Origin of the sequence: Paraburkholderia sp. MM5384-R2 (genome assembly GCF_014201025.1) — a bacterium.
GTDB lineage: Bacteria > Pseudomonadota > Gammaproteobacteria > Burkholderiales > Burkholderiaceae > Paraburkholderia > Paraburkholderia tuberum.
In genome coordinates, this window is sequence record NZ_JACHDI010000009.1 from 156,811 (window position 1) to 183,311 (window position 26,501).

The window sequence follows — 26,501 nt, forward strand, 5'->3', positions numbered from 1 at the left end:
GGTGATCGTGTCCCGAGGCACACTTGGAAATTCCCGCGATGGGCTCGTATGATCGTTTGAGCGTCAACCTGATTTGCGGGCTTTTGGGATCGCTACAGACAGTGGCGTGAGCGGTTCGATCGAACGCTTACCATAAGTGAGCGTGTCTGGTCCGACCTGACGGCACCCGCGGTACGGCTGCTGTTACCTTGCCGTCAGGCGATGATGTTGTGATCGTTCCACTTCGCGTGGTCGGGGTTGCGCCATGGGCCATCCATATAGGCTGATTCGTCCTGAGGAACTCGCCGCGCCCGGCGAAATGGAGCCTGCTGTTGTTCTGCGGGTATCGTTGAAAGCGATTGCGAACGTCGTCGCAGAGACGGTAGGAAGGAAGGGCGCCAACCTTATTTTCCGCGACCGGGATAGCGATGCGATGTATCTTCGGGTGGATGATGTGCCGCTTGTTTTCGTCTCATTCAATGAGCAGCCGCGCGAGGTGCATGTCTACGTGGCAGATCGGAACGTGCAAGGGGAGAGCGACTTGTTGGAGCTGCTAGGTCGGCTACCGTTGTCTGGGGTAGAAGGAGATTGGTGGGCGCGCGAAGATCAGCCGCGCTGGCCCGGAAACAAGGCTGAAACTTTTGTCATTCGCCAACAAGGCCGCGGTCCCCGGCTGGGGATCTGAAAGTCAAGATCCTTCGGAATTGCTCCATGACAGACCATCCTGAGCATGACCCGGCCACGACGGTGGCTATCGGGTTCCGCGACGAGCTGCTTGGAAAAGGATGGCCCGACGCTCGTCGTGTTGCCGAACTGGCGGGCCTTTCGCCTGAACAGGAGGATACGGTGTACGCGATCCAGGCACGAGCGACAGGCGCTCTGCTCGGTGTCTGGTCTGCGCCCCAGCATCGGTTCATCTATCCGGACTTCCAGTTTAATCGCTCGGGCACCCTCCGGAAGGACGTTGCTGAACTCCTCGCCGTCCTGCCGGCGAACAAGGACGATCGCGGAGGCTGGCGACGTGCTTTCTGGCTCTATTCGTCGCATGCACTGCTCGATGGGCAGACGCCGGCGGACGTATTTGCGAACGCCCCGATTCGCGTGATCAAGGTTGCAAGAGAGGAATTTCTGGGCGATCCCGAGACGTCCTGGTGAATCGGCGACCGGCCGAGCCGATGCGAGCTCTCACGGCAACACCTTCTCTGTTCGGTAAGAGAAGTCATTGCCCGTGAATTTTTTCGCGCGCGCGAAAAAATTGCAGGTGAGCTACGACCGATTACGACGCGGATTTCGCTTTGCGGGCCGTTGAACTGGGCTGACTCGATCGTGCGAACCTCGCCCAGAAGAGATGGTAATGAACACCAGACGGCCCGCTGGCCGGTCCACTGGCAGAAATTTTCCCGGAGCGAACCATCGTGACCGCGCAACTCATCCAGAATGGCCTGGAATATCGTAAAGCCCGGCAGACGCTCCTCGATCTAGTTCGCCTGCCCCGGCGCCCGGCACGCTGGAGGACGACCAACTGCTGGCGCTGGCGAGCGAAGTGGAACGCTACGAGGTGCAGCATGTTCTGGATCTCCCCGCTGGCGCCCAACGGACGATGGTGGCGAAGCGCGGCTGCAGCGCTGACGCTCTCGGGGCTTACCGGTTCCTGCAGCCGGAACGGGAACGACGGCGGCTGCGGTTCGCGCTGGGCCTGCACACCCCTCTGACCCGGGACGACCGTCAGGTTCTGCAGCGAGTCGTGCCTGTTGTTGAGAACGCAGGTGAGCCGTACGCCGTGCGGATCGCCGACGTGCCCCAGTCCTTACAGGACGAACTGAGGGAGTGGTGGCGGATGTGGGGCCTGCCATTGTTCGATCCGGATGGCTGCGGCGACTGCATTTATGTCTGGGACTGGTCCGACTGGCTCGACGGGCGGGTGCCGGATCTCCCGTAAAGCGCGACCGCCGCAGGACAGTACAGTTACAGTGTTTTCCCCGAAGGCAAACCATGACCGTGCATGACATCGAAAACGACGATGAGTATCGCCACGCTCGGAACCGTCTCGATGCTGGTTGCTCGATCCGGCGCGCGGCTCGCCGGATGGCGACCAGCTGGTGGCGCTCGTGCGGTTGATCGAGCAGTACGAGGCGACGTTCATGCAGGATCTCGCCCCCGCGAAACAGCCAGTTGAACCCGGGTAACGAGACCGGCGAAGGCCAAGAATGAGCACCTCAGCTAGGGAAGTCCGTTTCGATGACAGCACCATGTGGGTGGAACTGGTCGACGGTCGCACACTCGGCGTGCCGCTGGCCTGGTTCCCTCGCCTGCTGCTCGCCACACCCGAGCAGCGAGCCGCTTGCGATATTGGCCGCTATGGCCTGCACTGGGAAGCCATCGACGAGGATATTTCCGTTGAAGGGCTGTTGGCCGGTCGTGGCGACATGACTCGTCGGTCGCGCCTCCAGAGTAATGCATTAACGCTTTCTGGATGCAGAGAGGCAGGGCAGTTGCACGGCGTGCCAGCGAGGCATCTCCAGATGTTTGCCTCTAATTTGACGGAAACGGCCAAATTCCAGGGGGCGTGGGGCTATAGCTCTGGCAGCCGCGTTGCGGCGCCGGCCCCGGGCAACGCCGACGCCGTCGGGCACAGCGGAACGAAGGACGTGCCCATGAACGACCCGCGTGTCTGGCCCGTCGCGATGCTCGCGCTGTGGCGGCTCAAGAGCTGTCACTGATTGGCCAGGATGCTCTGGCTCCTGCCGGCTCTGTGTGGCCGGCAGGTTTTTTGGAAGATGGTCGAGGAGAGCACAATGGAAATGCCCAGGCTGGTAGCGGCGGAAATCGAGAAAAGGTATGGCGTCCGGCTGATTTCGCCGCGACCGCCGGTTAGGCCCGCCAAAATCGACCTGAACGGGTCGGAGGGACGTCGCGTATGGATGGCGGCGGCTCGGCGCGTCATGGCCACGCATGCGAAAGTCCTTGCGGCGCTCGCCAAACGATGAGCGCCCGGCGCTCGACCACGTTCCGGTTTGATATGCCGAAAAGTCATCGCCCGTGAGATTCTCGCGGACGCGAAAACAGCGAGTGACACGTGAGCACGACGGCAACAATCAAGGCTTTACGGCCGGATGATTTTCGCGGACGCGAAAATGATGGAGACAATCCCATGACAACGCCTGGGCAGGAAGGCGGCCCGTCGGATGTCAACGCCACTGGCGCAGATGAACGGGCTGCTCGTTGGCAGAAGGAGAACGCCGAAGCGATCGCGTGCTACAACGACTACATCGAGAAGAATGGTCTGCCTCTCGACGAGTTCAGGATGTTCTGATGGCCAACCAGTTCCAATCCTCACCCGCAGGCGCGGCTACACGCGTACGAATCTCACCGCGCTGCGCGCGTTCGCGCAGCGGGTTCCGGCCGCGGCGGTCGCACGCCTGTACTTTGCGCCGGACGACAATGGCAATGACCCTGCTCCGGCGCGACACAGGAAAGAAGGGCGTGCTTCTGGCGATCGCCCGATGATTATCGAACGTCGGCGCTTGTGCCCGGCACGCTGGCCAGGTTAGGGTATGCGGTCGTGCTGTGCGCTTCCTGTCTCACGTTGGCGGGAAGGTTAATTTACTTGAACTTCATAGGGAGAATGTCTGATGAACAAGCAGGAACTGATCGACGCCGTCGCGGCGTCTACGGGTGCAGGCAAGGGCGTCACCGGCGAAGCGATCGATGCGGTGATCGGCGCCATCACGCAGGCCGTCATGAAGGGCGACAGCGTGCAGCTGATCGGCTTTGGTTCGTTCAGCCAGGGCGCCCGCGCTGCCCGCACGGGCCGCAATCCGGCGACGGGTGAAGAGATCCAGATCGCTGCGGCAAAGACGGTCAAATTCACTGCCGGGAAGGCGTTCAAGGACGCGGTTAACGCTGGCAAGCGTTAGGGCAACGCTGAATAAGTACCTGATTTTCGCAAATGGCCACGTAGCGACAAGGCTTTGCGGGGAGCGAAAAGGACTTAAGCAGCGTAGCCTTAGGTCACGCATCCCATCACCGGTTACCTCGTCGGGACTTGCGCCGCTGGCGCCGTTACCGGACATACGGTGCCAACACCCTGGCGACGAACGCGGAACCGGTGTGCTGCCCGAACCGTGTTGCTCCCGCATTTCGGCGTGCGCTAGATGCCTTCTTTCTGAATGCTGGCGTGGAAAAAGTGCCCGATTGCGAGTCTGAGACACTGTTGAGCATTTTTTCAATGGTTGCATCAAAAGGGTTTTGTAGTCTTGTTCCCAGCCACTTTGCCAGTGTCTTGCCAAAGAGCGTTGTGGGACGAACACTGAATGGCCAGAGGCTAAATCTTGATCTGGTTCTTGCCTATCCTGAGGATAACGTCTCCCCCGCCCTTAACTCCGTTCTCCGACGGTGGAATTTGCAATGTTTGAGATAGCAGCTTGCCGGCTCTACGAGACGGGACGTCGACATGTCTGCTTTCCGGATTTCGGCCGATCCAGAAATTCGCCTTGATAGGCCGCTAGTACCGAATGGACTGATATGACTTTGTCGGGTAGCCGCCGTGCATTACTGCGCAGCGGCCCCCTCAGAACCGTGCATGCACCTTTTAATGCACACGGCTCAAGCCTTTCAAAGCCCCCGTTTGGGAGCCGGTTCATCACTGTTAAACCACGGCTATGGATCTGTCGGTGGCAATCAGGATGGACCATGACGAGGTTTGACCACGCATCCGATCCGCCGTCCACGCGGCGGACGATATGATGGACGTGCCATCCGGTCACCGCTGTGATTCGCTGCTGACATACGATGCAAGCCCGGTCCTGATCGAGCCAAAGGCGGATCAGTTTTCCTCGACCCGACAGGGCGTTCGCCATTTTCAAACCGTAACGGTCTTCGAAGTAGCTCTCCCATGCCGGGTCGAAAGGGTTGGCATTGCCATGGACCTGCGTGTGTCGCCGAATTGGGACGTCGGACGCTTTGCGTAGCTTCAATCGTCTTGGCTTTCCCTCTGCTGTTAGTTCACCTGTATGAGCAGCAAATACCCAATGCCGCGCTGCCTCGCGGTGGAAGTATCGTGCTCTGATCCATCGTGCGCCCTTGCTCGGATGCCGCCTGCAGCACCACCGCCACAACGCCTGCCAGATGGCAGTATCGACTGCACTGTAGACTTTTTCGAAACGACGTGTCTGTGGTAGTTCGCCCAGCCATCGATGATCGGATTGAGCAGGCCGATCAAACGTATGCGATCCACGAACGACGCCCCTCAGAGTAAGGTGGCGGAGCGCGTGAGGTGTGGTAGTGATGCGGGTCAGCGAAGGTCGGCCGGCATTTTCCAGGGAAGCAACGCGTCGTAGTCGTCGACGGTCTTCGCCAGAGGCAGGCGCTGGAACAGCCAGGTGAGGTACCGGTAGGGATCGATGCTGTTTGCTTTGCAGGTTTCGACGAGCGTATAGAGATTGGCGCTCGCGTTCGCGCCTCCGACGGTGTCCGAGAACAGCCATCCGCGGCGCCCCACGCAGAATGGTCGAATCGCATTCTCAACAGCGTTGTTCGAAATAGGCCAGTCGCCGTTCTCGACGTAACGAATGAGCTTGGGCCATTGCGCGCGCAGGTAAGTCAGTCCCTTGCCGAGCAGGCTTTTCGGTACGACGCCGGGCGATTGCTCGAGCATCAGCGCGTGGATGGCATTGAGTACGCGCGCGCTGTATCGTCGTCGCAACCGCTGTCGTCGTTGTGAGGTCCATGTCGTACTGCGCGCCTCGGCCGCGAACAGCTTGCCGATCAATTTGATGAAGCGCGTCGCCAACAGATCGGGCGTTCGGGCAGCCTTTGGTACGCTGTCCTCTGCTTTGACGAAGTACCGTCTCAGGTGAACCCAGCATCCAAGGTGCACGAGCTGGTGACGCCGGGCAATGTCGTTGTAGGGTTCGTAGCCATCGGTCATCATGACCGCGCCCTCGCGGATCCCGGTGAACAGCTTGTCGGCCAGCCTGGTGCCACGCCCCGGTGTATAGGTGAAGCATCGGATGGGCACGCCCGAATCGGTCATCTGCGCCCAGAGATAACTCTTCGTTTGCGGTCGACGACCCTTTTCCTTCAACACCTGGAGTGTCGTCTCGTCGCAGTAGATCAGTTCGGCATCGAGCAACGCATCGCGCATCAGGTTGATCACGGGTTGCGTTCCGAGACCCACACGGACCATGCTCGCAGCAATCGTGTTCGACGAGATGTCGCCGCCGAAGCGACGTAGCAGACCGGCCTGGCGATACAGTGGCATCCCGAACTGATACTTGCCGGCGGCGATCCATGCAAGCGCCGATTCGCTCAACAGGCCGCGAGGGATGATGCGAGGCGGTGCCGGCGTCACCTTGATGCCGAGATCGCAGCACGGACACGCATATTTGACGCGTTGGTGCTGGATCACGCGAAGCTGCTCCGGAATTACGTCGAGCTGCTCGCTGATCTCCACGCCAAACTCGACGAGCGCGTGACCATCGTTCATGCAGAAGCGTTCAGCCTCAGGCAGCTCGTGCCGCACCACGTCGCGCGGCAGGTTGGGATCAAGCGGCTTGCGATGGCCCCGCTTCTTGCGCGTATGCGCGCCGACCGTCGATTCTGACGTATCTTCCTGAGCAGGTGAGCTGCTCGCGCCGAGCACCTCGGCTTCGTTGAACAGGCTGGGTTGATCCGAATCTCGTGCCTCGCTCTTTGCGCCGAACAACTCGTGACGGTAGGCCCGGAGTCGTTCCTCGGCGAGATCGCGTTCCGCTGTCACGAGCCGCAGGGCGCCGCGTAACGACTCCTGTTCTTCTCGCAACGCACGAGCGGCATCGCGTTCGGCGAGCAGCTCTTTCAGTTCGTCGGCGGTGATCATGACGTTGACCGGCATGCTGAGTTAGACCAGCACACCGTCTGCCTGTTCAGCTCACACGCAGATATTCCTGCTTCGGATGTCGTCGAATCGTAGTGATGTCATCGCCATCGAGCAGCGCGTGCAGCACGTTGGTCGTCATCGTCACGACCTCAGCCTTGTTGTCGGGCCAGATGAAACGGCTGGCCTCCAATCGTTTGTAACATACCTCGAAATACAGGCTCTGGGGCTGCCACAGAACATCTTGTCCGCGTTACTCACCCGTTCCACCCGCTCAGGGGGCAGCAACTTCTTTGTGTCGGTGAGCGCTATAACCGGTCTGGCCGACGTCTTCTGCTGCGCATCGACGACAAGAGTTATTGCTCCGTTCCGCCGAAGTGGACCGATATGAGCGAGCCTGATCCCGAGATCTCTGTGGGACGAGAGCGCGCGTTGTTCACGGTCAGCGACTTGATGGATCTTGCGCTACTCGTGAGACGTCTTTCGTGCAGGCGTGCCGGGATCGGTACTTGACCGTAAAGAGATTTTTGCCGCAGATGTAAGATAATTAACGCCGCTGGACTCGAAGCCGCGTCTCAAATTGTGAACATACAGCGGCTTTAATGATGGTTAAAAACTGAACGTCCTTGAGCTTGACAAAGCCTGTGTCGCGGCATATTTTAATTACACTGAAATGCAACCATTTGGAGTGAATGTGCCGCCCAGTGAACGCAAGCGCTCGAAGACGGATGTCCTCGCGGAGGACGGTACGCTGAATCCAACGCCGTCGAACGTTCTCGATGCCAAGTTCCACGAGGGTGGATTCTTCGATCCCCATGACGCCGTGCAGGTCAAATATGAGATGTTGCGTCGCGTCTCTGTCGAGAAGGCCTCCATAACGCAGATCTCCGATGAATATGGTGTTTCGCGGCCAACCTTCTATCAGGCGCGAACGGACTTCGAGCAAGGAGGAATTGCAGGGCTGGTTCCGAGGAAACGAGGGCCGCATGGTCCGCACAAGATCCAGGGCGAGGTGTTGGCGTTCCTCAAGTTACAACACACGCCCGGAGAACCACTTCGGGCGCGCGAACTGGCAAAGCTGGTTCGCAAAGAATTTGGTCTGGATGTACACCCGAGAACGATCGAGCGAGCGTTCGGTGTAAAAAAAACGGTGGAATAGCGGGATGCTGTGCCTGGCCGTCGACCGTGTCGGCGCCGATCGCCGCGCAATACGAGGTGATGCGTTCCGCTGCTCTTGGCCAGGCCTTGCCTGTAGAAGCCCGGCGCGGACTCAGCGTCTTCCTTACGCGAGGGATGTGGGCGTGGGCACGCATGATGGTTCCGGGGCGTGCGCCGCCCGAACCAAATGTTACTCGGTCATCGCCGAACGCTCAGCCCATCGAGCGTCAAGGCTTTATTTGCGTACTTGCAGGCATGGCTGTGACGGTCAATGAGCGGAGAACACCATGAACGCGTCCCTTAAAGTTCAGCCTCACCACCTCGAACGGAGCGCTTACCTCTACGTCCGGCAGTCGTCGATGCGGCAAGTTCTCGAGAACGTCGAGAGCACAAAGCGACAATATGCCCTGCGTGGACGTGCGACGGCGCTCGGCTGGCGTGACGAGCAAATCGTCACTATCGATAGCGACCAAGGGGAGTCTGGAGCATCGGCATCCTGGCGGGAGGGGTTTCAACGATTGGTCACTGACGTGGGCATGGGCCGCGCAGGCATCGTCATGGGCCTGGAGGTGTCGCGCCTGGCCCGAAACAATGCTGACTGGCATCGACTTCTGGAAATCTGCGCGCTCGCTGATACGCTGATTCTCGACGAAGACGGGATATACGATCCAGCAAGCTTCAATGACCGGCTCCTGCTTGGGCTCAAAGGAACAATGAGTGAAGCGGAGCTTCATGTTCTCAAAGCGCGCCTACGAGGCGGCATTCTAAACAAGGTGAATCGAGGCGAGTATCGGTGCGTGCTACCGACCGGCTTCGTATATGACGACCTTGGCAACGTAGTGCTTGACCCAGATTCCCAGGTCCGAGAGACCATCACATACTTCTTTGAGACGTTCTTGCGAGTCGGCTCTGCCAGCCAGACAGTCAAGGTCTTCAAAAAGGAGGGCCTCCTGTTTCCATCCCGTATGCGCAACGCGAAGTTCCTGGTTTTCCAGCACCTCACTGCGTCGACGGCACTTCGCATGTTGAACAATCCGCGCTACGCAGGCGCTTACGCCTACGGCCGGAGGCACTATCGCAAACTCGCAGACGGGCGGAAAGTGCCAAGAAAGCGTGATCGCAATGACTGGCTTGCTTGCATTCCGGACGCCCATCCTGGATACATTACCTGGGAGCGGTATGAGCAGAACCTTGCTGTTCTGGAGACGAATGGTCGCGGGTATAAAGTCGCGCGGTCGTCGCCACCTCGCGAGGGAGTTGCTCTTCTGCAGGGCCGCGCCGTTTGCGGACGTTGTGGCCGGTATCTCCGGCTCCGATACGCCACGCGACGCGGACGACAGGAAGCCTGGTATGTCTGCGATCGAGCACAAGGCGCTCGTGGCGAACCTACCTGTCAGTCAATTGCCGGAGCGCCGATTGATGAAGCAGTTGGCGCATTGATCGTCGCGTCGATGACTCCGGCTGCCGTTGAGTTGGCATGGGAGATACGCAGGGAAATCGAAGCGCGTCACGATGAAGCCGATCGATTACGCCTGCGCGCTATCGAACGCGCCCGGTTCGATGCAGATCTTGCGCAACGACGCTTCATGCTGGTCGACCCAAGCAACCGACTGGTTGCCGACACACTGGAGCACGAATGGAACGACAAGCTGCGCATATTGGCCGACGCGAGAGAACAAAGGGAGCGTAGCCAGCAGCAGGAGCGTCTTATACTCGACGATGCGATCCGCGACCGGCTCATCGCAATGACAGCGGACTTCAAAACACTGTGGCGTGATTCATCGTTGGCGAATCGAGAGCGAAAGCGGCTGCTAGCCTACATCGTCGAGGACATCACACTGGTCAAACTTCCAGACGAAGGGACAACAAAGATTCACGTTCGCTTCAAGGCCGGCAAGACTGAAACGCTCACGGCACAGAATCCAAAAACATCTGCACAACAGGTCAAAACTCAGCCAGAGGTCCTCGAGCTCATCGACAAGCTTCTCGATGACCATACATGCTCTCAGATTGCGCAGCTCCTTAATGATCGGGGCATCCGTCCCGGCGGTTGCGTCCGTCCAGGTAAGAGCAACATTCGGTTCGACGCTCTGCGCGTCTCATACATCGCACAGCGGAACGGACTTCGATCCCGCCGCGAAAGACTGCGCGACCGCGGCATGCTCACAAAACTGGAGGCTGCGGCTCGACTCGGCATCCACGAAGCAACCCTCACCAGGTGGGTCGAATACGGCCTTGTCAAACGACACGCCTATAACGATTATGCGTTCCTCTATGAAGTCCCGGATTCCCAGCCGCCTGTGAAGCACAGCAGCAGATGGGATCGACTCACTGACCGCGCGACAGCGCTGCGAGGGAGCGCGGCATCCAAAACCTTCTGATCCGAGAAAAGGAGTTGTAGTATGAACCCAGTTAGTTCGTCATAAGCCAGAAACCGCTGCCGTCCCAGCCAAGGATCTTGATCCTGTCGCGACGCCGGTTTCCGAAGATGTAAAGCGACGAGTCCATCGGATTCAGGCGCATCGACTGTTCAACGAGAATCGACAGGCTGTTCATGCCGTACCGGAAGTCGACAGGATCGCGGTGCAGATACACCTTCAGATTGTCGTCGAACCGGAACACGGCATCCTCCCAAGGATCTGAACCAGGGTTGTCAGTTCATCAATGGTCGCGATGGCTTTGCCCAGTTCGAGTTCGACACCGTTCGAGAGATGCACATGTAGCGTGAGCGTCATCGGCGGTGGCGGCGGTGTGGACGCAGGCGGTAGCGCAACGACAGGTACGAACGCAGGTGGTGGTGCCGCGGCAACGACGAGTTGCTGAAAACTCGGAGGATCGATCGCCAGGCTGTCAGTCGCATCACCCGAATGCGGCAAGTCGTCGCCGTTATCCTGCGGCGTCGGCGAGACGCCTTTCTCGCGCTCCATCAGGTATTTCGTGATCCACTTGCGCAGCAGGTTGGCGTTGATCCCGTGCTCCTGCGCCATGCGGGCCACCGAGACGCCGGGGCGTAACGCCGCCTCGATCAATGCCCGTTTGCCATTTTCATCGTAGCGGCGACGGCCGTCGCTGCTTTGCCGAACTACTCTCAGCTCTGAGTCTCTGTCAGCCATAGGTGTCCACCTCACAAATAGGTGGACACCTATGCTCCTCGCTCAGAGTGCTGTTGGGTAGACGTCGATAGTGGATCGCTTACGATCAAACTGACCTGGTTGGCCGATGCGTTGCCCTTGATGACGGTACGCACTTTTGTCAGAAACGTTTGAACATTCTTTTTTGATGGCTTGATGAGTAACTTGCCGTCTTGATATTTTCGAATGTTCTGCCCGAGGAAGTCGAACCCTTGCGAGATGTGCGTGATTCTGGTCTTTTCCGGGGAGAGCGTCAGTCCGCGTTCCATCAGAAAGGCCTCACCAGCGGTTTCACCTCGTTTTCCAGCAACTCTCTCGAGTAACCGGTGATCACAAAGTCATCGGCATAGCGCACCAGACCGACTTTGGGGCGAATCCATTTGCCATCAACCCGGCGGCGGACGAATCGCTCTGCTAACCGATGTTGTAGGCCGTCGAGCGCCCAATTCGAAATCGCTGGTGAAATGATGCCACCTTGTGGGGGCCCTGCATTTGTGGGGAAGAGCTGCCGATCTTCGATGTATCCCGCCTTCAACCACTTCTGCAGGATCACCGTATCCGTGGGGACGTTGGTGACCAACCAGGAATGGGAGATCTCGTCGAAACATGCCCGAATACCGCCGGCAGCCGCTCGGCGACAGTTGCGAGCAACCGGTATTGCCTTATCGAGCGCGGGCCGGCCTTTACCCATCACCTCACCGTACTCGGTAAGCAGACCCCGCAAAGAGTTGATCTGCATAGTGCGGAACTTGATCAGTTGTTGTCGCATCCGGTGCAGTGCCAGCACGGCCTGCTGCCCTTCGGTTTTCACCGCCACCGCCTTGCCCGGCTGCTGCGCCCCAGTACTTCTGAGCGCAGTCATGCGACCGGCGCTCGAAGTGGCGGACATTTTCCGCCAGTGTGGGCCCAGTTTCCGGCTATCCCATGCCGAGGGGCTCAGTCGTGTGCAGCGACGCGTGATGAGTGCCATCGAGCTGTGTCGTACCGCAGCGCTTGGTGCCCACCTCGAGCAGTGCGATGCATGCGGCTATCAGCGCATCAATTACGACTCGTGTCGTAACCGGCACTGTCCGAAGTGCCAGTCACTCGCCCGCGCGCAATGGCTCGAACGCCGGCATGCGGAGCTCCTCCCCTCGACCGAGTATTTCCATGTCGTCTTCACGCTTCCCGAATCCATCGCCGCTCTCGCGTTCCAGAACAAGAGGACGCTCTACGATCTGCTGTTTCGCGCCGGCGCCGAAACGTTGCGCACGATCGCCGCCGATCCGAAGCACCTGGGCGCCGAGATCGGCTTCCCCACGATCCTGCATACGTGGGGACAGAATCTGCAGCATCACCCTCATGTGCATTGCGTTGTGCCGGGCGGCGGCATCTCCCCGGACGGCAAGCGCTGGATCGCCTGCCGTCCCGGCTTCTTCCTGTCCGTGCGGGTCCTGTCACGGCTCTTTCGCCGCCTGTTTCTCGAACAGCTGCGCCGCGCTTACGACGCCGGCGGGCTGCGCCTGCACGGTCAGTTCGAGTCCCTGAGCGATCCCGTCGAATTCGCAGCCTGGCTTGCACCCGCGGCACGGGCGGAGTGGGTGGTCGACGCCAAGCCACCCTTTGGCGGTGCCGAACACGTGCTCGATTACCTGGGCCGCTACACCCACCGCGTCGCCATCTCCAACAACCGGCTGCTCGCCTTCGATGGGCACACCGTGCAGTTCCGCTGGAAGGACTATCGGCACGAGTCCAGACAAAGAACCATGACGCTCACCGCCGACGAGTTCATCCGTCGCTTCCTGCTGCATGTGCTACCTGACGGCTTCAAGCGCATTCGCAGCTACGGGTGGCTCGCCAACTGCCACCGTGCCGACAAGCTCGCCACCTGCAGGCGGCTGCTCGGTGTCGAGGCTCCCGCCGCTGCCGCAGTCGAGCCCGGCGAAGACTACCGTAACCGCTACCAGCGACTCACCGGCAAGTCACTGCGCGACTGCCCCGTGTGTGGCAAGGGACACATGCTCCGCATCGAAGACATGCCCGGCAGCCTTCCAAGAGCCCCCACCAGGTCCCACCCATGCGCGCTAGTTGCCATCGCACCTGTTTTCGTACACGTTCGCCTTTCCTGACGAGGCCAACGCGGCTGCACTCGTGCCTTCGATCTGCTGGCGCACCAGCGTACTCCAAAATGGCGGGTGATTTGCCGGTTCACGCGCACATTCGCGCTTCCTTTACACGTGATGTTTCCCACTCTCGCCGGAAGTCCGTATGTGATTGCCCCTGCAAGACTTCACAAATTACCGCGGCGGTCATTCAATGCCCATAGCGGCCACCGCCTGTGGAGCGGTTTAGCACAAACATTTTTTTGATTACCGGTCGCGGATCAGGTCCGACGACATGGCGATGCGCTGGTTGCCGCGACCGCCAACCAAAAAAATCCCTGCCTCATGCCGCTCGCGGCATGAGGCAGGGTGTTGTCGATGGGCACCTGCCCATCGACGAGGTAGCGCGTGAGCGCTTTCCATCGCCTAAGGCTGTAGTCGAACTAATTCGGATGATCCTGAGGAAACTACGGCTTCTTTGCGTCTTCGTTCTCGTCACTCTGATCAACCGCCGGATCGCCGCCGACGTGATGGTGTGATGCTGGAGACACGAGACACGAATTGTTCAGGGCCGACTCGGTACGGGAAACGGTAAGTCATGCTCACGCAAGGAGAAAGTTCTACGATATTCAGTGCGCAAGTGCGCACGCCGTCCGACACGACCCAAAAGGCACTTGAATACATTGGCGCGCGATACAACATTGACGCCGCCATTCGCGGCAAGCCTGTTGCCAAACGGCTACGAATACGGTCGGAGAGAGTCGAGCCACTGCTTCGAATCTATGAAGCGTGGCTCAAAGCCAAGCTCGAAACGTTGTCGTCGAAGCCCGACACTGCCAAGGCGGATCAACTACTCGCTTAACCAGTGGCGGGCCCAGGTTCCGCAGCCGCCACTCAGCCACAGGGGCGAAACTAACCTGCGACTGCCGGTTGGATCGCGGAGAGATAGAATTATGCGTAGCTACTAAGCAGAAGAAGATCCCGCGCAGTCGACGTCGCCACATACTCCCGCAGGAACGTCACCCAGGTTCGGATCTTTGCGTCAGTGTATTGCCGTGATGGGTGTAGCGCATAAAGATTCATCTTTTGCAGCGTGTACTCCGGCAGAATCCGAACTAGGCTACCATCTGCGAGACCGTCCAGAGCAGCATAGACAGGAAGAACACCAATGCCCATGCTTGCTTTAACGGCGAGAGCTGTTGACTCAGCGGTGTTAAGCGTGACGGATCCACTTACTTTCATTACTGCACTGCGATCCAGGCTTTCCAGAAGCCAGTCATTCGCGGGAAACGCGTTCGCGCGGAGGATCAGGCAGTCGTGATCGACTAGGTCGTCCGGAGTACTGGGAGCGCCTATCTTATTAATGTATGCTGGGGACGCGCAAAGAATGCTGACTGTACTGCCAAGTAAATGCGATATGAGATCCGAGTCTGGCAAGGGAGACGAAGTGGTTATAACCGCTACATCAATGTGGCCATCGTAGAGTTGCGGAACATCCTGCGATAACGTTAAGTCGACCGCGACGTCTGGGTATTTTAGGCGATATTCCTTGATAGCGGGTAAAACATAATACATTCCACACCCTGTGAAGCTATGCACGCGAAGTTGACCTGCGGGTCGCTGTTGGGCTTGGCTTGCTTCTTCCTCTGCTTTCTCAATGTCCGAGAGAATTTGAGCACAGCGTTGCAAATATAACTGGCCGGCCGACGTGAGTGCCACCTTTCGAGTTGTGCGGTGAAGGAGCCGTGTTCGAAGGCGAGATTCAAGTTCGGCAATCGCGCGAGATATGGCGCCAGGACTCGTATTTAGCGTACGCGCGGCCGCTGTGAAAGTCCCGGCTTCGGCGATTCGCACAAATATGCGCATTTGGTTGACGGTATCCATTAATTTTTCCGCAGCTGTTACCAGCGATGATCTATAAATTCGATCAATCAGCGAAGCTGGATAAAACTAGAATTGATTGCTTTCATGCGCGCCGAGGGTAAAAGCAGCCTATTGCATTCAGCGGGCGAAATCCATGCGTAATATCGGCAATGGATTTCGTCCGCGATTTTATCTGCGTGATCAACACTCTCTTGTGCATCCGATGAGAACACATTAAGTGACAACCTATACCTGCAGGTCGCGATTAAATTGACAATGAATTCGGTCAAGAAACCTGGGTAAGATGCTGAGCTTCGTTATAGTTCCTCGTGGAAGCGAATGTCACAAAATCGGTAATAATCGGCGGCGGGTCGTCGCTCCGCCATGCAACGTCCACTTCGAGTACCTGGACGGATTCGATTGCAGCGATTGTGATGTTCGTTGGAGGGGCGGAACTGGACTTTCGATTGACGGACAGAATGCCGAGGCCCGCACTGACACGCCCAACGTAGCTTTGCTCGGGCTCATATTCGATAAACTTCGGGAGGAAACCTGCGATAGAGCGGCCCCTGATGACCTCATCGTGTATGGCACAGTTGACTCGGCGTGATGGGATTGCAAACGCATCATTGGCAAACGTCTTCAAGCGAATTTCCCCATCTCTTTTGAAAACGTGCTCGTGATCGATCGGGACGGCGAGTTGCATCTCTTCGCTGCAAATTGGCTGACACAAAATACCAACCTTTTTCAACGGGTCGATAATAAATGCAGCATCCACTTCCGCGCTAACGAGTTTGTCCAGCTGAATTGCGCTGGCCTCTTCGATTAATTCCAGCCCAACGCAGGGATGATTGGCGCAGAACGTCCACATCATCGGCGCTGCTACCGTGGCCAGTGCCGGTGTAACGCCAAGCCGGAGCATCCCTGTGTCGTTGTTGCCCGCATATCGCATAAGCCGCCTGACCTCGTCCAGAAGAAATCCAAGTCCGGGAGCTCCAATCAAAAGCAACATGCCAGCGGCGGTCAAGGTAAACCGTCGCGTAACGCTGGCGAACAGCCTGACACCCAATTGCGCTTCCAGCTGAAGAGTTATTGGAAAACCACCGGTTGGGAAGTGCTCAGTCGCTCCAAGGCGCTGTGAAAACTGAGAGTCTCGACTACATGCGCGAAGCAGCGAAGCATTCGAACTCCATGTCTCGAGTTTACGCCTTTTTTAATGTGAAAAACGTATCAATATTTATCCTTTAAAGAATCAATCGTAGCACCAGTTTCGCTAGAGTGACAGACAAACGGGGCATCAATGATTTTTGGACATTCGCTCAGTTTCCAAGATCAGCGGTCCGCTATTCGTTACTCTAACAGCCAAACGTGAGGTACACCCGCGCGGCAAAATGCAGTGCAGTTACAGTCTTAATGAGAAGGTAGTACAGCCCGGGGGGCGGTATTATCGCGGGGGGACCATTCACTGCAGCTTATGCCGCAGCCATATGGTGGCCGTGGAATGGCGGGCACTTCGAGGGAACTGCTCACAGCTGCAGCTGCTTCATGCTGTATTTTCGAGCTATAACCGATAAAGAAATTTTCGATGACGAGCTTTTCGGTTCAAAGTGATGCACAACCTCAGGGTAAGAACTTCTCGATAGCCATCATGTTGTTGGCGCGATTAAAGATAATGTCGAAAAATGGTGCCGCCTATCAAATTCAAACCACGGTTAGAGCCACGGAAGAAGCTTGCAAGGATGGTGATCTCCTGAAAGCGGCTGGCGTATCCTTAAGACGGACTGGGACGTCACCTTTGTAGTCGAGGTCGCGCGAATGTGGAGTTGCTTGTTCGACACACGATCGTCGAAAACTGCACGATCATGGTTATTTGTTGCTTCTGACATCGGTAAGCTTGTGTACAAATGCTCTGGTCGCAGAACTTGCGCTTATCAATTAAAGGGAAGTACACAAAAGGCATCTGACAGTCCTTTGTGTACTTGGACTGCAGGTAGGCTTAGAAGCTGTGGCGCATGCCGGCCGTTACGGCCACCTGATTCTGATTGCTCGAAGCACTCAGCCCATATATGTCCGCGCCGATCGGCAGACCGTCCTGGCTAATGTGCTGGTACTCGCTCTGAACGTAAATGCTGGTGCGCTTGGATAGGGCATAGGCAGCTTGCAGATTGACTTGGTTCCATTTAGGCGCGCGACCTTCTACGCTGGCCATAGTGTACACATAGGAGGCGGCTACACTCAGTGCCGGCGTGATCAAGTAGCGACCGTTGACTTCAAAATTCTGAAAGTGCGCGCTGTTTCGATTCAGACCGAGCGTCGTCGCAGTCCCGGCATTGCTGGCGTTAATACCTGAAAGTTGGGATAGGTTTGTTTGAGCATAGACGAATCCTGCCGTTGCCGGGCCAAACGCATAGTTAAAGCCGGCTCCCCACGTCTGCTGGCGGCCCGCTGCGAAGGTTGCATCTCCAGTTACCGCACCGCCATTCGATGCGGCCTGCAGCAGATTGTTGGGGTCATTGTTCATTTGCAGATACCCCGCGCCCACATTGAGACCACCCCAATGGTAAGACGCGCCGATACTGTACACGCGGTTGTTTGCAAAACTGCCGGCTTGATTCGAGAACCCGTACAACGCACCGACCTTGACGCCACCGAAATTCACGCTGTCATACTTAACAGAGTTATTCACGCGGAAAGAATTGCTAAGATTGTCATTGTCAAATGGGTGTGCGAACTGAGTTCCACCGTATTCGGTACCGGTTAATGAGAACGGCCCGACGTAGTCGACTACGCTGTCGTACTGACGTCCAAGCTTCACGGTGCCAAATTTATCACTTCCAATACCGACAAAAGCTTGACGGCCGAATTCCCGGCCGCTCTGCTTAAGTGTGCCGTTGTTGATGCCGAAGCCGTTTTCCAACTTAAATACTGCTTTTAGTCCGCCACCCAGATCTTCTGATCCTCGCAGGCCCCACCGGCTACCGCTGATCGACCCGCTGGTTTCCTGCCATGCGGCGTGACCGGCTTGATTATTGGTGTAGGTCAGACCTGCATCGATGAGGCCATACAAGGTGACGCTGCTTTGCGCATGCGCCCCCGCTGCGACGAAGACAGAGGAGGCGGCGACAGCCGTAAACGTTTTTTTCATTTCCCAATCCCGTGAAGAATGCGATTTGTACACTTCCATAAGCGGTCCCCCGGTGTCCGAATACGTCAATCGAAGATCCAAGTCTTTTGAAGCTTCGAGGTTCAGGGTTAGTAGAGTCTAAAGATGACTTCATGAAAGGAGGGCTTTCAGATTTGTTACAGGTTTTATGTGCTTTTACGACATAATCGTGCCGCTGGCGGGAAACGCTTCTACTAACTGAGACGCGTTGTCAGGGCATTCTTATGCGAATGTCAAGGGCACGGTGTTGTTGTTTGTGCGCCACTAGTCCGCTCGGGCTGTTGTCGTGGCCACCCGTACATAAACGATACGCGGCTTGCAGAATGGCGTCTTCGCTTGCCATTCCCGCAACCACACGGGGGCATGCGGCTCTGTGATGCTGCTGCTGTTGGACGCAAAGTAATAACCAGTCAGTCGCGCTAACTGAAACGTGAGGGGCTAGCGAACCCGCTTTGACGGGTTGGCTAGCCGCTGGTCGCGGTTGGCTGGCCGCCATGCGGCAGCAATGCCGCGATGTCGCTGGCCTTGTGCGTCAGCAGCCGCGTGAGGACATCCTTCGATAGGCGTACGGTTCGTGCCCATTGAGTTGTGCAGATCACAACGGGCTCATGATGGCGGCAGCGCGTTGGCCGGCTCGCAGCTAGCCGGCTAACAACCAGTTGGCTCTGTGGAGTGGGGCTGGTAGCGGTTCCCGATGAAGCTCTTCTGAAACCGTGGTCCGAAATTTGTGTGCTTGTGAGACGGTGTATGGAAGCTCCGAGCAGCGACGGGGCCAAGAAGCGTGGCGGGCCTGCAGGGATAACGAATGTGAACCGTTGGTAAAACGTCGTTATACGCAAGGTGCCAGGGCTGCTGATAGGCATTGACCAAAAACGGTGTGCGGACGGTTGCTCCGCTTAAAGTTCAGAGCAGTACGTCGTCGGCCAGGGTCGTCGGCGAAAAGACGGGTGCTAAACCGGTCGTGTGATGAAGCGGGAACGCGTCAGCATCGATCCAACCGGCATGCGCTGGCGGAAGCACTTTCCCGGTCAGAAGCCGGCACCAGTGGCGGTCGACCAATAGATTCAGCCCCCCGTTCGGCGTTTCGTATTTCTCGGAAACATACTGCTCAGAGATTTCCAATGCAGAGGGAGAGCGGATAATGCTAGCCATCTCCTCGCCGCCTCAGCGTGCACGGCGCCGCGCACCACCGTGCCCCCATAAATCACGGTTGTATTCTTCGTCGCCGGAATGTCAGCATGACTGTTTGGATGCCCAGACTGCTTCTGAAAGCAGATTACGGCTCACGCATGTCTGCTCCTACGCCGCGTAATGAAATCCTGCCTGCTGAAGCTCGGGTAACGTACCGACCGCACCCGGCGTGACGATCGCTCCCGGTATCACATGGTTCGTCAGTTCAGCAGCGAGCGCGTCGACAGGCAACCTGTCAGGGTTGCTACCGCTAGCGTTGAGAAGGTCAGCCAGTTCCCATGTCGCGTTATGACAGGACAGAAAGACGGCGCCACGTCGCTGAAGCGCCGCGATGCTGTTGTCGTGCGAGGAGAACGCACCTTGTGGGTTTTGGTAATCGCTCGCGCCGGATGCACCGGCCGGCTTTTCGCTGATCAGTGTGTTGGAAGAAAATTTTTCACCGGCAAGTTTTGCCAGCCCGTACTTGTCCCACATTGTCTGATCGAACAGCGCGAGATGCGCCGACCCATGCGTCGCGGAGACTATCAGGAAGTCCGGATGTTTGAACGACCAGATCTGCGCATTCAGGGAGTTGCGCATCAGGTTTAACCATGGGCCGCCCAATTCCGTGTTGTTCCATACCTGACGTAGTCCTCCGCGATAGGCAATCACTTCGGAAAGCGCCTCGTGGTCCCACTGGTCCGGGCTCTGAAGGATCATCGGCACGGTCTTGAATGAGCGAAGACGCAGTGCGTCTTTCAGCCGCTGCATAAGTTGCCGGAGATTGGTAGCTCCTCCGGGCAACAGGGGTGTGTCTGCGGCCGCTGCTGCGGGCGCTTGGGCCGTTGTTGTGAGCAAAGCGGCACCCGCAGCAAAGCCAAACGTCTGAGTGCCGTGCGGCGGTTTTCGCTGTTAGTCATGCTTTTTTTGTCTCCATGATTGTTTGAGTATCCGACGCATGCGCCGGGAGGGCACGGGATTTGTCCAGGTGCTCTTTCCAGCCCATTTCCTGAAGATTGCAGCACTTTCCTTCGACTTAGGAAAATCGACAACTGCCCTGGCGGCGGGTGGTCTTCGCTGCGCGCGCAATGGCGGCGCCTGCATCTCGATAAATGGCGTATTCCGGTTCGATAGGCATGACGTCGCAAGCGATGGATTGCCGACCTGCCAGATGTTTCAGATCAGCCATACGTTGATCTCTGGGTGGTCGGTCCACGTTCTTTTTCGCCTCGCACTGTTTTTCGCATACCCAAAATGTTGTAGTGAAATACCTTCAGGCGCGTGATGCTTCCGGCCGGCCCTGCGACATCTTCCCGCACACCGTTTTGTCCGGCACCGTGGACGAGGGGAATTTTTACGCGCGAGTTAAGCAGATCTGTAAATTGCTGGACGTGGGGAAGGTTGCCTGGCCTACCCAGCATCGACATTGGCCGCAGATAGAGCGGCTCAGCCGCGTTCGGACTGAGCTGCTGCCCCCACCAGTCCGAGCGAAAAACTGACGAAACCGTCGCATAGCACCGCAGCAACGCGCTGCATCGTTGCGCCCGAAGCGAACACCATGAGTTCTATCCCTGCCGTCTGAGAGGCGTGGAAGGCTGGCCGCATGCGAGGTTGGCCGGGATTGCAGCATCCATCATCTTTGGGTTCGGCAGATGCAGCCCATTCATGATTTCTATGTACTCGGCTTCCGTTTTACCCGCGAGACGAGGATTGAAATTCTTTTCTTCGCCGATGCTCGAAGCTGTCCAGCCCTTGTAGTCATGTGCCGGATAGAGCGTGGTGGCATCAGGCAGACTGAAAAGCTTGTTGACGATGGAATCGTAAGATTGGCGAGGATCGCCGCCCTGAAAATCCGTGCGACCGCTTCCCCGGATCAGGAGCACATCGCCAGTAAATACCGCAGTCGGCTCGGTGGGATTTAACACAAAACTGAACGACTCATTCGTATGACCGGGCGTGTACACCGCGCGAAGGGCGATGCCATCGACAATGACCAGTTCATTGTCGTGGACGCGTCGAGATATGCAGTCAGCCTTTGATCGTTCCCCCATGATCGTGGCGCATGCCGTCGCGTCGCGCAGATCTCCCAGCGCGGTGATGTGGTCCGCGTGGATATGCGTGTCGATGGCATGAACAAGTCGCAGACCGAGCTCCCTGATCACCGTCAGATACTGGCCCAGCTGTTCTTTGACGGGATCGATGACGAGTGCTTCGCCGCCCGCTCGCGAAGCAAGCAGGTAAGTGTAAGTACTCGAAGCCGAGTCGAACATCTGACGGAACAGCATGGCTTTATTACCTCAAAAAGTTGCGTTTATTACTTTTAGATATAAGCTTATATCTCCGTAGAATATAAAATCGTGAGCACGAAATGTCAACCTCAGGGGTATGGTATTCATGGGGAAACCGGAGTTCCGGAAGCACTACAGTCTGGTCGTCATGCGCCCCGGCGTTGGAGGGGACGAACGTGGCCGCGCGCCAGAAAAAGCCCGACCTTAGCCTCGTTATCGCGGTGATCGAGCGGTCGGAGTATCACTTCTGTCAATCGGCGTGGACGCTGGGGGCGGCTCGTGACGTTTTTCCCGGTGTACTTTCCTGGGCTTGCCGGCATGTCCAGGCGGTTACGCGGCCTCCCCAGCACAGTTCACTTCAGTCCGAACGCAAATGCGCCGATTGTGGCCACCTCAAGGTCCAGGTGTATTTCCTGTTTCCTGTTTGCTGTTGCGTTGCCGTGCTACCGCCGCGACGATCCGCTGGCCGCTGGAGACAGCCGTGAGCCGGGTGCAGGGGCTGGAGTGTCCGGTCCCGAGCTCGGCGCTGTTTCACACGTTCGAAGTTCCACCGCAGGTCCACCAGGCGAACAGACGAACCATTTGAAGGATGCTCATTCCATGACTGCACCCATTCCCGGTTTTCAACGACCGGAACCCGACGTCGCTATTGCGGGTCAACCATCAGCTGAGCAGTTGGCACAACTGAAGCGTGACGGGTTTGTTTCGGTGGTCAATCTCAGGCCAGCTTCTGAACAGGCCGGCTTCGACGAACATGCAGAGGTTGGACGACTGGGGCTTGGCTATTTCCATATCCCGATCGCGGATGCGCGTGCGCTCACACGGGAAGCGGTCACTGCGCTGGACCAGGTATTGCGGGCCCGCGAAAACCTGCCGGTTCTAGTGCACTGTGGCTCTGGCAATCGCGTCGGCGCGCTGTTCGCGTTGCGGGCCGCATGGCTGGAAGGAGCAAACGTGCCCGACGCGATCGAAATTGGTCGACTGCATGGACTCGCCAAGCTGGAGGACGACGTCCGTCGTATTCTCGCCACCTGAGCGTGTGTCGGTCAGCAGGCCGGTAGTCACCCGACGATCAATGCCGGTCAGCTCTGCCGCGACAGCCGCTAAAACGGATTGCATTCCGCGCCACCCCTCTGCCGGCGCGGCTGATACGACAAGTCACGGTCGGACATTCATGCGGCATGTCCGGCCCGGCGTTCGGCCAGGCTGAAGAGAGCCATTTCGCCGAGCATGCGAGCACAAACATCCATGCCTTCATCTGAGCGCCGCCTGCCGTGACGATTGTGCGTCGTGAAGATGTGTGAGCGGCAACATCATGAAGCAGTCGAGAAGGGGGCTCACTACACGCCGATCAACCGGGGGCTGATTTGCGTGCGCGCCGTCCCTGAGACGGCATGTGGCAGCCGAGCTCGGCTGCCACGTCGTGGACTTCACTGCGAGTCTCATCGCTGGTTGCGGAATGAACGGCGAGAGAACGTGAAACCGTGGAGATCGAGATGCCGACTCCAACCGGCGAGCCGGCGCCAATCGGTATTCGCGCCGGTCAACAACGTGATGTCCGTGGCGCAACGCGAGTGTGCGCACGTACCCACATGGGCGAAGAGCAAGGAATCGGTATAAGCAATCGGTATAAGCGTTAGGCAGGCCCGCCACTGTAACTTAGGCCCTCATGCACGGGTCGTTTATGGCGGTAGAGCGATGTCAGAACGAACATGATCGACGGCGAACATGCGGCGAACCCTACGAAGACGGTGTTGCTCCGACACGGCTCCTACAAGTATTGGATGCGGTAACCAACAGACGGTTCGGTCCAGTACTGCGTTCCGAAGCACGTCCGAAGTGTTTCGGCTTTGCACTGAGCCGCTAGCTCACGCCTTAACGTTTTGCTCGACCTCAATGATCACTCCGGCCTTTCGCGCCATATTGCCTACTGTGCAGCTCCTGTCGGCTGACACAATCATCTGCTTCGTTGTTTCGACATCCTGCGGTGTTGCATTACTGTCAAGCTGGATGTCCACGCCATGTTTGATATGAAACCCGCCGTCGTCGGACTCAGCGCTGGTTTTGATTGCAAGCCCCTTTACGGGAAGCCCTTTCTTCTCCGAGACCACCCTAAGCGTTGAAAGCAGACAGGCAGCGGTGGCTGCCGCAAACAGATCTTTCGGGCTGGCGCCGTCTCCACTTCCGCCGAACGCCTCGGGAATGGCAATCCCGAGCTCGAAGTTACGCCCGACGATCTTTCCTTCGCCCTTTACGCCGCCGTACCAGGTAGCAACAAAATCGATGTTTAACTTCGCCATATCTTGCACCTCTGTTTATATAAATAGGATTACTGCGCCTCCTCCATTCCATGGCGTTTGCGTCTAACGCTCGCCAGTAAGCCGAAACCGCATGGAATGCCAGGATCCGTCGTAGCGCCCGCCGGGCCACCTCTGCAAAGCTGTCCGTCCGACAAGCGTCTATGCCGAGTTTATGTCTTTTGCGGACGTTGACTGTTCCTTAATACAATCACTGATTGATGCATAATGCGAATCGATCTGTTAGAGGAAAACCATGGAAATCAAGTCGCTTCGCTGTTTTATGCAGGTTGCTGAAACCCTCAGCTTTCACCGTGCCTCCGAGCGACTGGCCATGTCACAGCCGGTTGTGAGTCGGACAATAGGTCACCTTGAGGATGAGCTTGGCGTCAAATTGTTCACCCGGACGACGCGCAGGGTGGCGCTTACCCCTGCGGGCGCTCTGCTCATTGACAAAGCACGTCGTCTCGTAGCGCATGCGGACGAGGTGCGGCGGTATATGCGCCATGCCAGCAACAGCGTCGTCCCTACCTTACGTATCGGTTGCACATCGACCGCCTTGACGACGGTGGCTGCTCCTATGGTGCGGGCGTTCCGGAGCGCGTATGCGGACGTCGATCTCTCACTCAGAGAGCTCCCGAGCGACGCCCAGCTTGACGATCTACTCAGCGCGGAGCTCGACGTGGGATTCGCCTTGGGGCCGATCAATAAAGAAGCGCTGGCAAGCAGGGTAGTCCATCGCGAAAATTTGCGTCTTGTCATTCCCCCAGACCACGATTGCGCGGACAAGGATTGTCCGTCGTTGCCTCTAGGGGTGTTCGCTGCGGACGCCTTCATTGTCCCGTCACGCCGATTGAACGGAGCAGTGCATGACGAGGTCATTCGCGGATGCGCTAGCGCTGGTTTTCGTCCTCGCATCATCGAATGTGAACAGAACGAAGGTTGCATCGGCCGCGTCAGCGCAGGCCTCGGCGTTCTGTTCATCGGCCGTCAGGCCGGATGCGTTGTCCCAGCGGATGTGCGGATCGTAGATATTGAACCGGCACCTGTGCTGGAGGTCGTCATGGTTTGGCGGGCAGATGATCCGTCCATTCCTGTTGCCAACTTCATCCGGCTAGCGCCGAGAGCGGATCCGTCACAGCCGGCCCTTACGCCGGCCATCTCTGACGTGGCTGGCGGTTCGTGTCAAGTGTAATGCCGTTGGTTTGCCATGGGCGTCCGGGTATGGTTCGCTGTGGAGTGAACCGCAATTGAGCAGGATTTCAATTGCCCACAAGCCTGCGCGCTACAAGGCGCTCATCGCGCCCATACGACTAGAGGTGACGGAGGCGGGCGGACTCGTGACGGTCGAGCTGACATGGCTCGACAGGAGGCTGTCGCCCCCTGTGTCTCTGGTGGTGATGGAACTCCTCTTTTGCGTGACGCTCGCTCGCATGGGCACCCGCGAGTCGGTACGTGCGGTTGAGGTCACGACCACGATTCTGCCGTCGCCTTTGGCGCCGTATGAATCGTTTCTTGGCGCGCGCATGCAGCGGAGCGCGAAGCATCAGGTCACGTTCACGGCTGCCGATGCGACACGCCCGTTCCTCATGTCAAACGAGCCGCTGTGGGCAGCATTCGAGCCCGAGCTGCGCCAGCGCCTCGCCGATCTCGATGCGCCCGCGACCACTGCAAAGCGGGTCCGCGCAGTTCTGCTCGAAGGGCTTCCAAGCTGCCTCGTCGCGATAGCTGAAATCGCCCGGAAGCTCGCCATGAGCAAGCGAACGCTGCAGCGACGCATCGAGGCGGAAGGCACCAGCTATCAACATATCCTGAAAGAGACGAGAGAGGATCTGGCCCGGCACTATCTTGAGAAGACCACGCTGCCTGTAGCAGAGATTTCGTTCCTCCTCGGTTTCGATGAGGCGAACTCGTTCTACCGGGCCTTCAAAGCGTGGACCGCCACGACGCCCGATAAAGTGCGACGCGCACAAATGGGCGTCGCTCGGGCTGAGGACGGCACATGCAGAGTGCTCCGGAGCTAGATGTTCCTTATCCGCGCGTACTCCGCGATGCGCATGTAGTGCACAAGAGCACGAAAACCGAAAGGTCTTCCGTCCGGATGCAGCAACATAGCGCTCGATCCAGCGGTATAGTTGCCGGCGATTCACGCCGGTCCCCTGCTCGATATCCCTAACGGACTCGCCGGCTGCGAAACGCATTACGGCCTGCCGACGCATCTCGAAGTCGCGCCGTGCGGCTTCGTCAAGTTCCATGCTGGCCACGGTGGGCCAGGCGCTGACGTCGATCGTCTGGAACTCCGGTCTGCGGCGGTTCATGATTGCGCCACCAAAGCAACGAATAACGTGAGCAGCGACAGTGGATGTGTCCGAAGCTCCGGTGCGCTGACCTGTGCATTCGTCGGACCTTGCCGCGGGAAAGCCATGATTTTCCCCCGTGTTTGCTTGGTCGAATGCGTGGCAATAGGGAATCTCTTCAACTTCGCGCGACACCTCATTTGCTGTCTGGTGGCGGG

The 26,501-nt window shown here is 57.9% G+C and carries 32 protein-coding genes and 4 pseudogenes; 16 read left to right on the forward strand and 20 right to left on the reverse strand.

All coding sequences use genetic code 11. The features are described 5' to 3' along the window. Positions 1-244 precede the first annotated feature (244 nt). From HDG37_RS17035 to HDG37_RS40345, 8 genes are all read left to right on the forward strand, one after another. Positions 245-664 (forward strand): hypothetical protein, encoded by a 420-nt coding sequence (locus tag HDG37_RS17035; RefSeq protein ID WP_184049621.1) that lies wholly within the window; start codon positions 245-247, stop codon positions 662-664. Positions 665-690: 26 nt separating this feature from the next. Further along, on the forward strand, positions 691-1,134 hold the full coding sequence (locus HDG37_RS17040) for a hypothetical protein (protein ID WP_184049623.1): 444 nt from the start codon (positions 691-693) through the stop codon (positions 1,132-1,134). A 388-nt stretch (positions 1,135-1,522) separates the two neighbouring features. Next, positions 1,523-1,918, forward strand: a complete 396-nt coding sequence (locus HDG37_RS17045) for a hypothetical protein (RefSeq protein WP_184049625.1) — start codon at positions 1,523-1,525, stop codon at positions 1,916-1,918. Between the two features lie 118 nt (positions 1,919-2,036). Then, a complete protein-coding gene (locus HDG37_RS39315) occupies positions 2,037-2,165 on the forward strand; it encodes a hypothetical protein (protein ID WP_260334892.1) in 129 nt (42 codons plus the stop codon). A gap of 21 nt (positions 2,166-2,186) precedes the next feature. Next, a complete protein-coding gene (locus HDG37_RS39320; protein ID WP_260334893.1) occupies positions 2,187-2,699 on the forward strand; it encodes a DUF2442 domain-containing protein in 513 nt (170 codons plus the stop codon). A 356-nt stretch (positions 2,700-3,055) separates the two neighbouring features. Continuing rightward, complete coding sequence (locus HDG37_RS17055) at positions 3,056-3,292, forward strand: type II toxin-antitoxin system CcdA family antitoxin (protein WP_311541455.1); 237 nt, start codon at positions 3,056-3,058, stop codon at positions 3,290-3,292. A 319-nt stretch (positions 3,293-3,611) separates the two neighbouring features. After that, complete coding sequence (locus HDG37_RS17060; RefSeq protein ID WP_184049627.1) at positions 3,612-3,896, forward strand: HU family DNA-binding protein; 285 nt, start codon at positions 3,612-3,614, stop codon at positions 3,894-3,896. Between the two features lie 191 nt (positions 3,897-4,087). Further along, positions 4,088-4,399: a LysR substrate-binding domain-containing protein gene (locus tag HDG37_RS40345; RefSeq protein ID WP_409260159.1), complete on the forward strand. Its 312-nt coding sequence runs from the start codon at positions 4,088-4,090 to the stop codon at positions 4,397-4,399. Between the two features lie 13 nt (positions 4,400-4,412). Here the strand turns inward: HDG37_RS40345 and HDG37_RS40350 are convergent, their stop codons facing one another. The 4 genes and pseudogenes from HDG37_RS40350 to tnpB (HDG37_RS17080) all read right to left on the reverse strand — a co-directional run bounded on the left by HDG37_RS40350 (position 4,413) and on the right by tnpB (HDG37_RS17080) (position 7,073). Next, positions 4,413-4,838 carry an HNH endonuclease signature motif containing protein gene (locus HDG37_RS40350; RefSeq protein ID WP_409260160.1) on the reverse strand — a complete coding sequence of 142 codons (426 nt, stop codon included), beginning with the start codon at positions 4,836-4,838 and terminating at the stop codon, positions 4,413-4,415. Between the two features lie 204 nt (positions 4,839-5,042). Then, positions 5,043-5,215: pseudogene (locus tag HDG37_RS40355) on the reverse strand (group II intron maturase-specific domain-containing protein); the annotation flags it as partial. 57 nt (positions 5,216-5,272) lie between these two features. Beyond that, entirely contained in the window at positions 5,273-6,853 is a 1,581-nt protein-coding gene (gene tnpC / locus HDG37_RS17075) for an IS66 family transposase (RefSeq protein ID WP_184049631.1), read from the reverse strand. Positions 6,854-6,884: 31 nt separating this feature from the next. Beyond that, positions 6,885-7,073, reverse strand: a complete 189-nt coding sequence (gene tnpB, locus HDG37_RS17080) for an IS66 family insertion sequence element accessory protein TnpB (RefSeq protein ID WP_311541490.1) — start codon at positions 7,071-7,073, stop codon at positions 6,885-6,887. Between tnpB (HDG37_RS17080) and HDG37_RS40360 the strand changes: the two genes are divergently transcribed. The 3 genes from HDG37_RS40360 to HDG37_RS17095 all read left to right on the forward strand — a co-directional run bounded on the left by HDG37_RS40360 (position 7,040) and on the right by HDG37_RS17095 (position 10,374). Continuing rightward, positions 7,040-7,348, forward strand: a complete 309-nt coding sequence (locus tag HDG37_RS40360) for a DUF5372 family protein (RefSeq protein ID WP_409260161.1) — start codon at positions 7,040-7,042, stop codon at positions 7,346-7,348. The two genes, tnpB (HDG37_RS17080) and HDG37_RS40360, sit on opposite strands and share 34 nt — an antisense overlap. A 181-nt stretch (positions 7,349-7,529) precedes the next feature. Beyond that, positions 7,530-7,994: a helix-turn-helix domain-containing protein gene (locus tag HDG37_RS17090; protein ID WP_120296684.1), complete on the forward strand. Its 465-nt coding sequence runs from the start codon at positions 7,530-7,532 to the stop codon at positions 7,992-7,994. Positions 7,995-8,280: 286 nt separating this feature from the next. After that, positions 8,281-10,374, forward strand: coding sequence for a recombinase family protein (locus tag HDG37_RS17095; protein WP_184049635.1), 2,094 nt, complete (start codon positions 8,281-8,283; stop codon positions 10,372-10,374). Between the two features lie 31 nt (positions 10,375-10,405). Here HDG37_RS17095 and tnpB (HDG37_RS17100) read toward each other — a convergent pair whose 3' ends face one another. From tnpB (HDG37_RS17100) to HDG37_RS17115, 5 genes and pseudogenes are all read right to left on the reverse strand, one after another. After that, positions 10,406-10,615 carry an IS66 family insertion sequence element accessory protein TnpB gene (gene tnpB, locus HDG37_RS17100; RefSeq protein ID WP_184049637.1) on the reverse strand — a complete coding sequence of 70 codons (210 nt, stop codon included), beginning with the start codon at positions 10,613-10,615 and terminating at the stop codon, positions 10,406-10,408. Next, positions 10,591-11,106, reverse strand: a complete 516-nt coding sequence (locus tag HDG37_RS17105) for a transposase (RefSeq protein ID WP_184049639.1) — start codon at positions 11,104-11,106, stop codon at positions 10,591-10,593. The genes tnpB (HDG37_RS17100) and HDG37_RS17105 overlap by 25 nt, the downstream gene beginning before the upstream one ends. 29 nt (positions 11,107-11,135) lie before the next feature. Then, positions 11,136-11,393: a hypothetical protein gene (locus HDG37_RS17110; protein ID WP_184049797.1), complete on the reverse strand. Its 258-nt coding sequence runs from the start codon at positions 11,391-11,393 to the stop codon at positions 11,136-11,138. Then, a complete protein-coding gene (locus tag HDG37_RS39325; RefSeq protein WP_260334907.1) occupies positions 11,393-11,704 on the reverse strand; it encodes a reverse transcriptase domain-containing protein in 312 nt (103 codons plus the stop codon). The genes HDG37_RS17110 and HDG37_RS39325 overlap by 1 nt, the downstream gene beginning before the upstream one ends. 35 nt (positions 11,705-11,739) lie before the next feature. Beyond that, positions 11,740-11,959 (reverse strand): annotated as a pseudogene (locus HDG37_RS17115) (IS110 family transposase); the annotation flags it as partial. A gap of 25 nt (positions 11,960-11,984) precedes the next feature. Here HDG37_RS17115 and HDG37_RS17120 point away from each other — a divergent pair. Continuing rightward, positions 11,985-13,232, forward strand: a complete 1,248-nt coding sequence (locus HDG37_RS17120; RefSeq protein ID WP_184049641.1) for an IS91 family transposase — start codon at positions 11,985-11,987, stop codon at positions 13,230-13,232. Between the two features lie 571 nt (positions 13,233-13,803). Beyond that, positions 13,804-14,067 carry a transposase gene (locus tag HDG37_RS17125; RefSeq protein WP_260334894.1) on the forward strand — a complete coding sequence of 88 codons (264 nt, stop codon included), beginning with the start codon at positions 13,804-13,806 and terminating at the stop codon, positions 14,065-14,067. An 89-nt stretch (positions 14,068-14,156) separates the two neighbouring features. Here the strand turns inward: HDG37_RS17125 and HDG37_RS17130 are convergent, their stop codons facing one another. The 8 genes and pseudogenes from HDG37_RS17130 to HDG37_RS17165 form a co-directional block, all read right to left on the reverse strand. Then, positions 14,157-15,089 carry a LysR family transcriptional regulator gene (locus HDG37_RS17130; protein WP_184049643.1) on the reverse strand — a complete coding sequence of 311 codons (933 nt, stop codon included), beginning with the start codon at positions 15,087-15,089 and terminating at the stop codon, positions 14,157-14,159. 265 nt (positions 15,090-15,354) lie between these two features. Further along, complete coding sequence (locus tag HDG37_RS17135) at positions 15,355-16,137, reverse strand: LysR family substrate-binding domain-containing protein (RefSeq protein WP_184049645.1); 783 nt, start codon at positions 16,135-16,137, stop codon at positions 15,355-15,357. 927 nt (positions 16,138-17,064) lie between these two features. Then, positions 17,065-18,213: a porin gene (locus HDG37_RS17140; RefSeq protein ID WP_184049770.1), complete on the reverse strand. Its 1,149-nt coding sequence runs from the start codon at positions 18,211-18,213 to the stop codon at positions 17,065-17,067. A 482-nt stretch (positions 18,214-18,695) separates the two neighbouring features. Beyond that, positions 18,696-18,898, reverse strand: a pseudogene (locus HDG37_RS17145) (transposase domain-containing protein); the annotation flags it as partial. Positions 18,899-19,134: 236 nt separating this feature from the next. Then, a complete protein-coding gene (locus HDG37_RS17150; RefSeq protein ID WP_184049647.1) occupies positions 19,135-19,383 on the reverse strand; it encodes a hypothetical protein in 249 nt (82 codons plus the stop codon). Between the two features lie 147 nt (positions 19,384-19,530). Continuing rightward, positions 19,531-20,172 (reverse strand): hypothetical protein, encoded by a 642-nt coding sequence (locus HDG37_RS17155; RefSeq protein WP_260334895.1) that lies wholly within the window; start codon positions 20,170-20,172, stop codon positions 19,531-19,533. 265 nt (positions 20,173-20,437) lie between these two features. Further along, a complete protein-coding gene (locus HDG37_RS17160; RefSeq protein ID WP_184049651.1) occupies positions 20,438-20,590 on the reverse strand; it encodes a hypothetical protein in 153 nt (50 codons plus the stop codon). Positions 20,591-20,966: 376 nt separating this feature from the next. After that, positions 20,967-21,686: an MBL fold metallo-hydrolase gene (locus HDG37_RS17165; protein WP_184049653.1), complete on the reverse strand. Its 720-nt coding sequence runs from the start codon at positions 21,684-21,686 to the stop codon at positions 20,967-20,969. A 603-nt stretch (positions 21,687-22,289) separates the two neighbouring features. On the opposite strand from HDG37_RS17165, the gene HDG37_RS17170 reads away from it, so the two are divergent. Further along, positions 22,290-22,724 carry a beta-lactamase hydrolase domain-containing protein gene (locus HDG37_RS17170; protein WP_184049655.1) on the forward strand — a complete coding sequence of 145 codons (435 nt, stop codon included), beginning with the start codon at positions 22,290-22,292 and terminating at the stop codon, positions 22,722-22,724. Between the two features lie 316 nt (positions 22,725-23,040). Here the strand turns inward: HDG37_RS17170 and HDG37_RS40365 are convergent, their stop codons facing one another. Together HDG37_RS40365 and HDG37_RS17180 are read right to left on the reverse strand one after the other, a co-directional pair. Beyond that, positions 23,041-23,223, reverse strand: coding sequence for a LacI family DNA-binding transcriptional regulator (locus HDG37_RS40365; protein ID WP_184049772.1), 183 nt, complete (start codon positions 23,221-23,223; stop codon positions 23,041-23,043). A gap of 334 nt (positions 23,224-23,557) precedes the next feature. Further along, positions 23,558-23,989 (reverse strand): OsmC family protein, encoded by a 432-nt coding sequence (locus HDG37_RS17180; protein ID WP_184049657.1) that lies wholly within the window; start codon positions 23,987-23,989, stop codon positions 23,558-23,560. A 253-nt stretch (positions 23,990-24,242) separates the two neighbouring features. Between HDG37_RS17180 and HDG37_RS17185 the strand changes: the two genes are divergently transcribed. Next, complete coding sequence (locus tag HDG37_RS17185; RefSeq protein ID WP_184049660.1) at positions 24,243-25,181, forward strand: LysR family transcriptional regulator; 939 nt, start codon at positions 24,243-24,245, stop codon at positions 25,179-25,181. 55 nt (positions 25,182-25,236) lie between these two features. Beyond that, the gene (locus HDG37_RS17190; protein WP_221312042.1) at positions 25,237-26,010 is read left to right on the forward strand and encodes an AraC family transcriptional regulator; all 774 of its coding nucleotides are present in this window, start codon (positions 25,237-25,239) and stop codon (positions 26,008-26,010) included. Positions 26,011-26,139: 129 nt separating this feature from the next. Here the strand turns inward: HDG37_RS17190 and HDG37_RS40370 are convergent. Further along, positions 26,140-26,304: pseudogene (locus tag HDG37_RS40370) on the reverse strand (hypothetical protein); the annotation flags it as partial. Positions 26,305-26,501 lie beyond the last annotated feature (197 nt).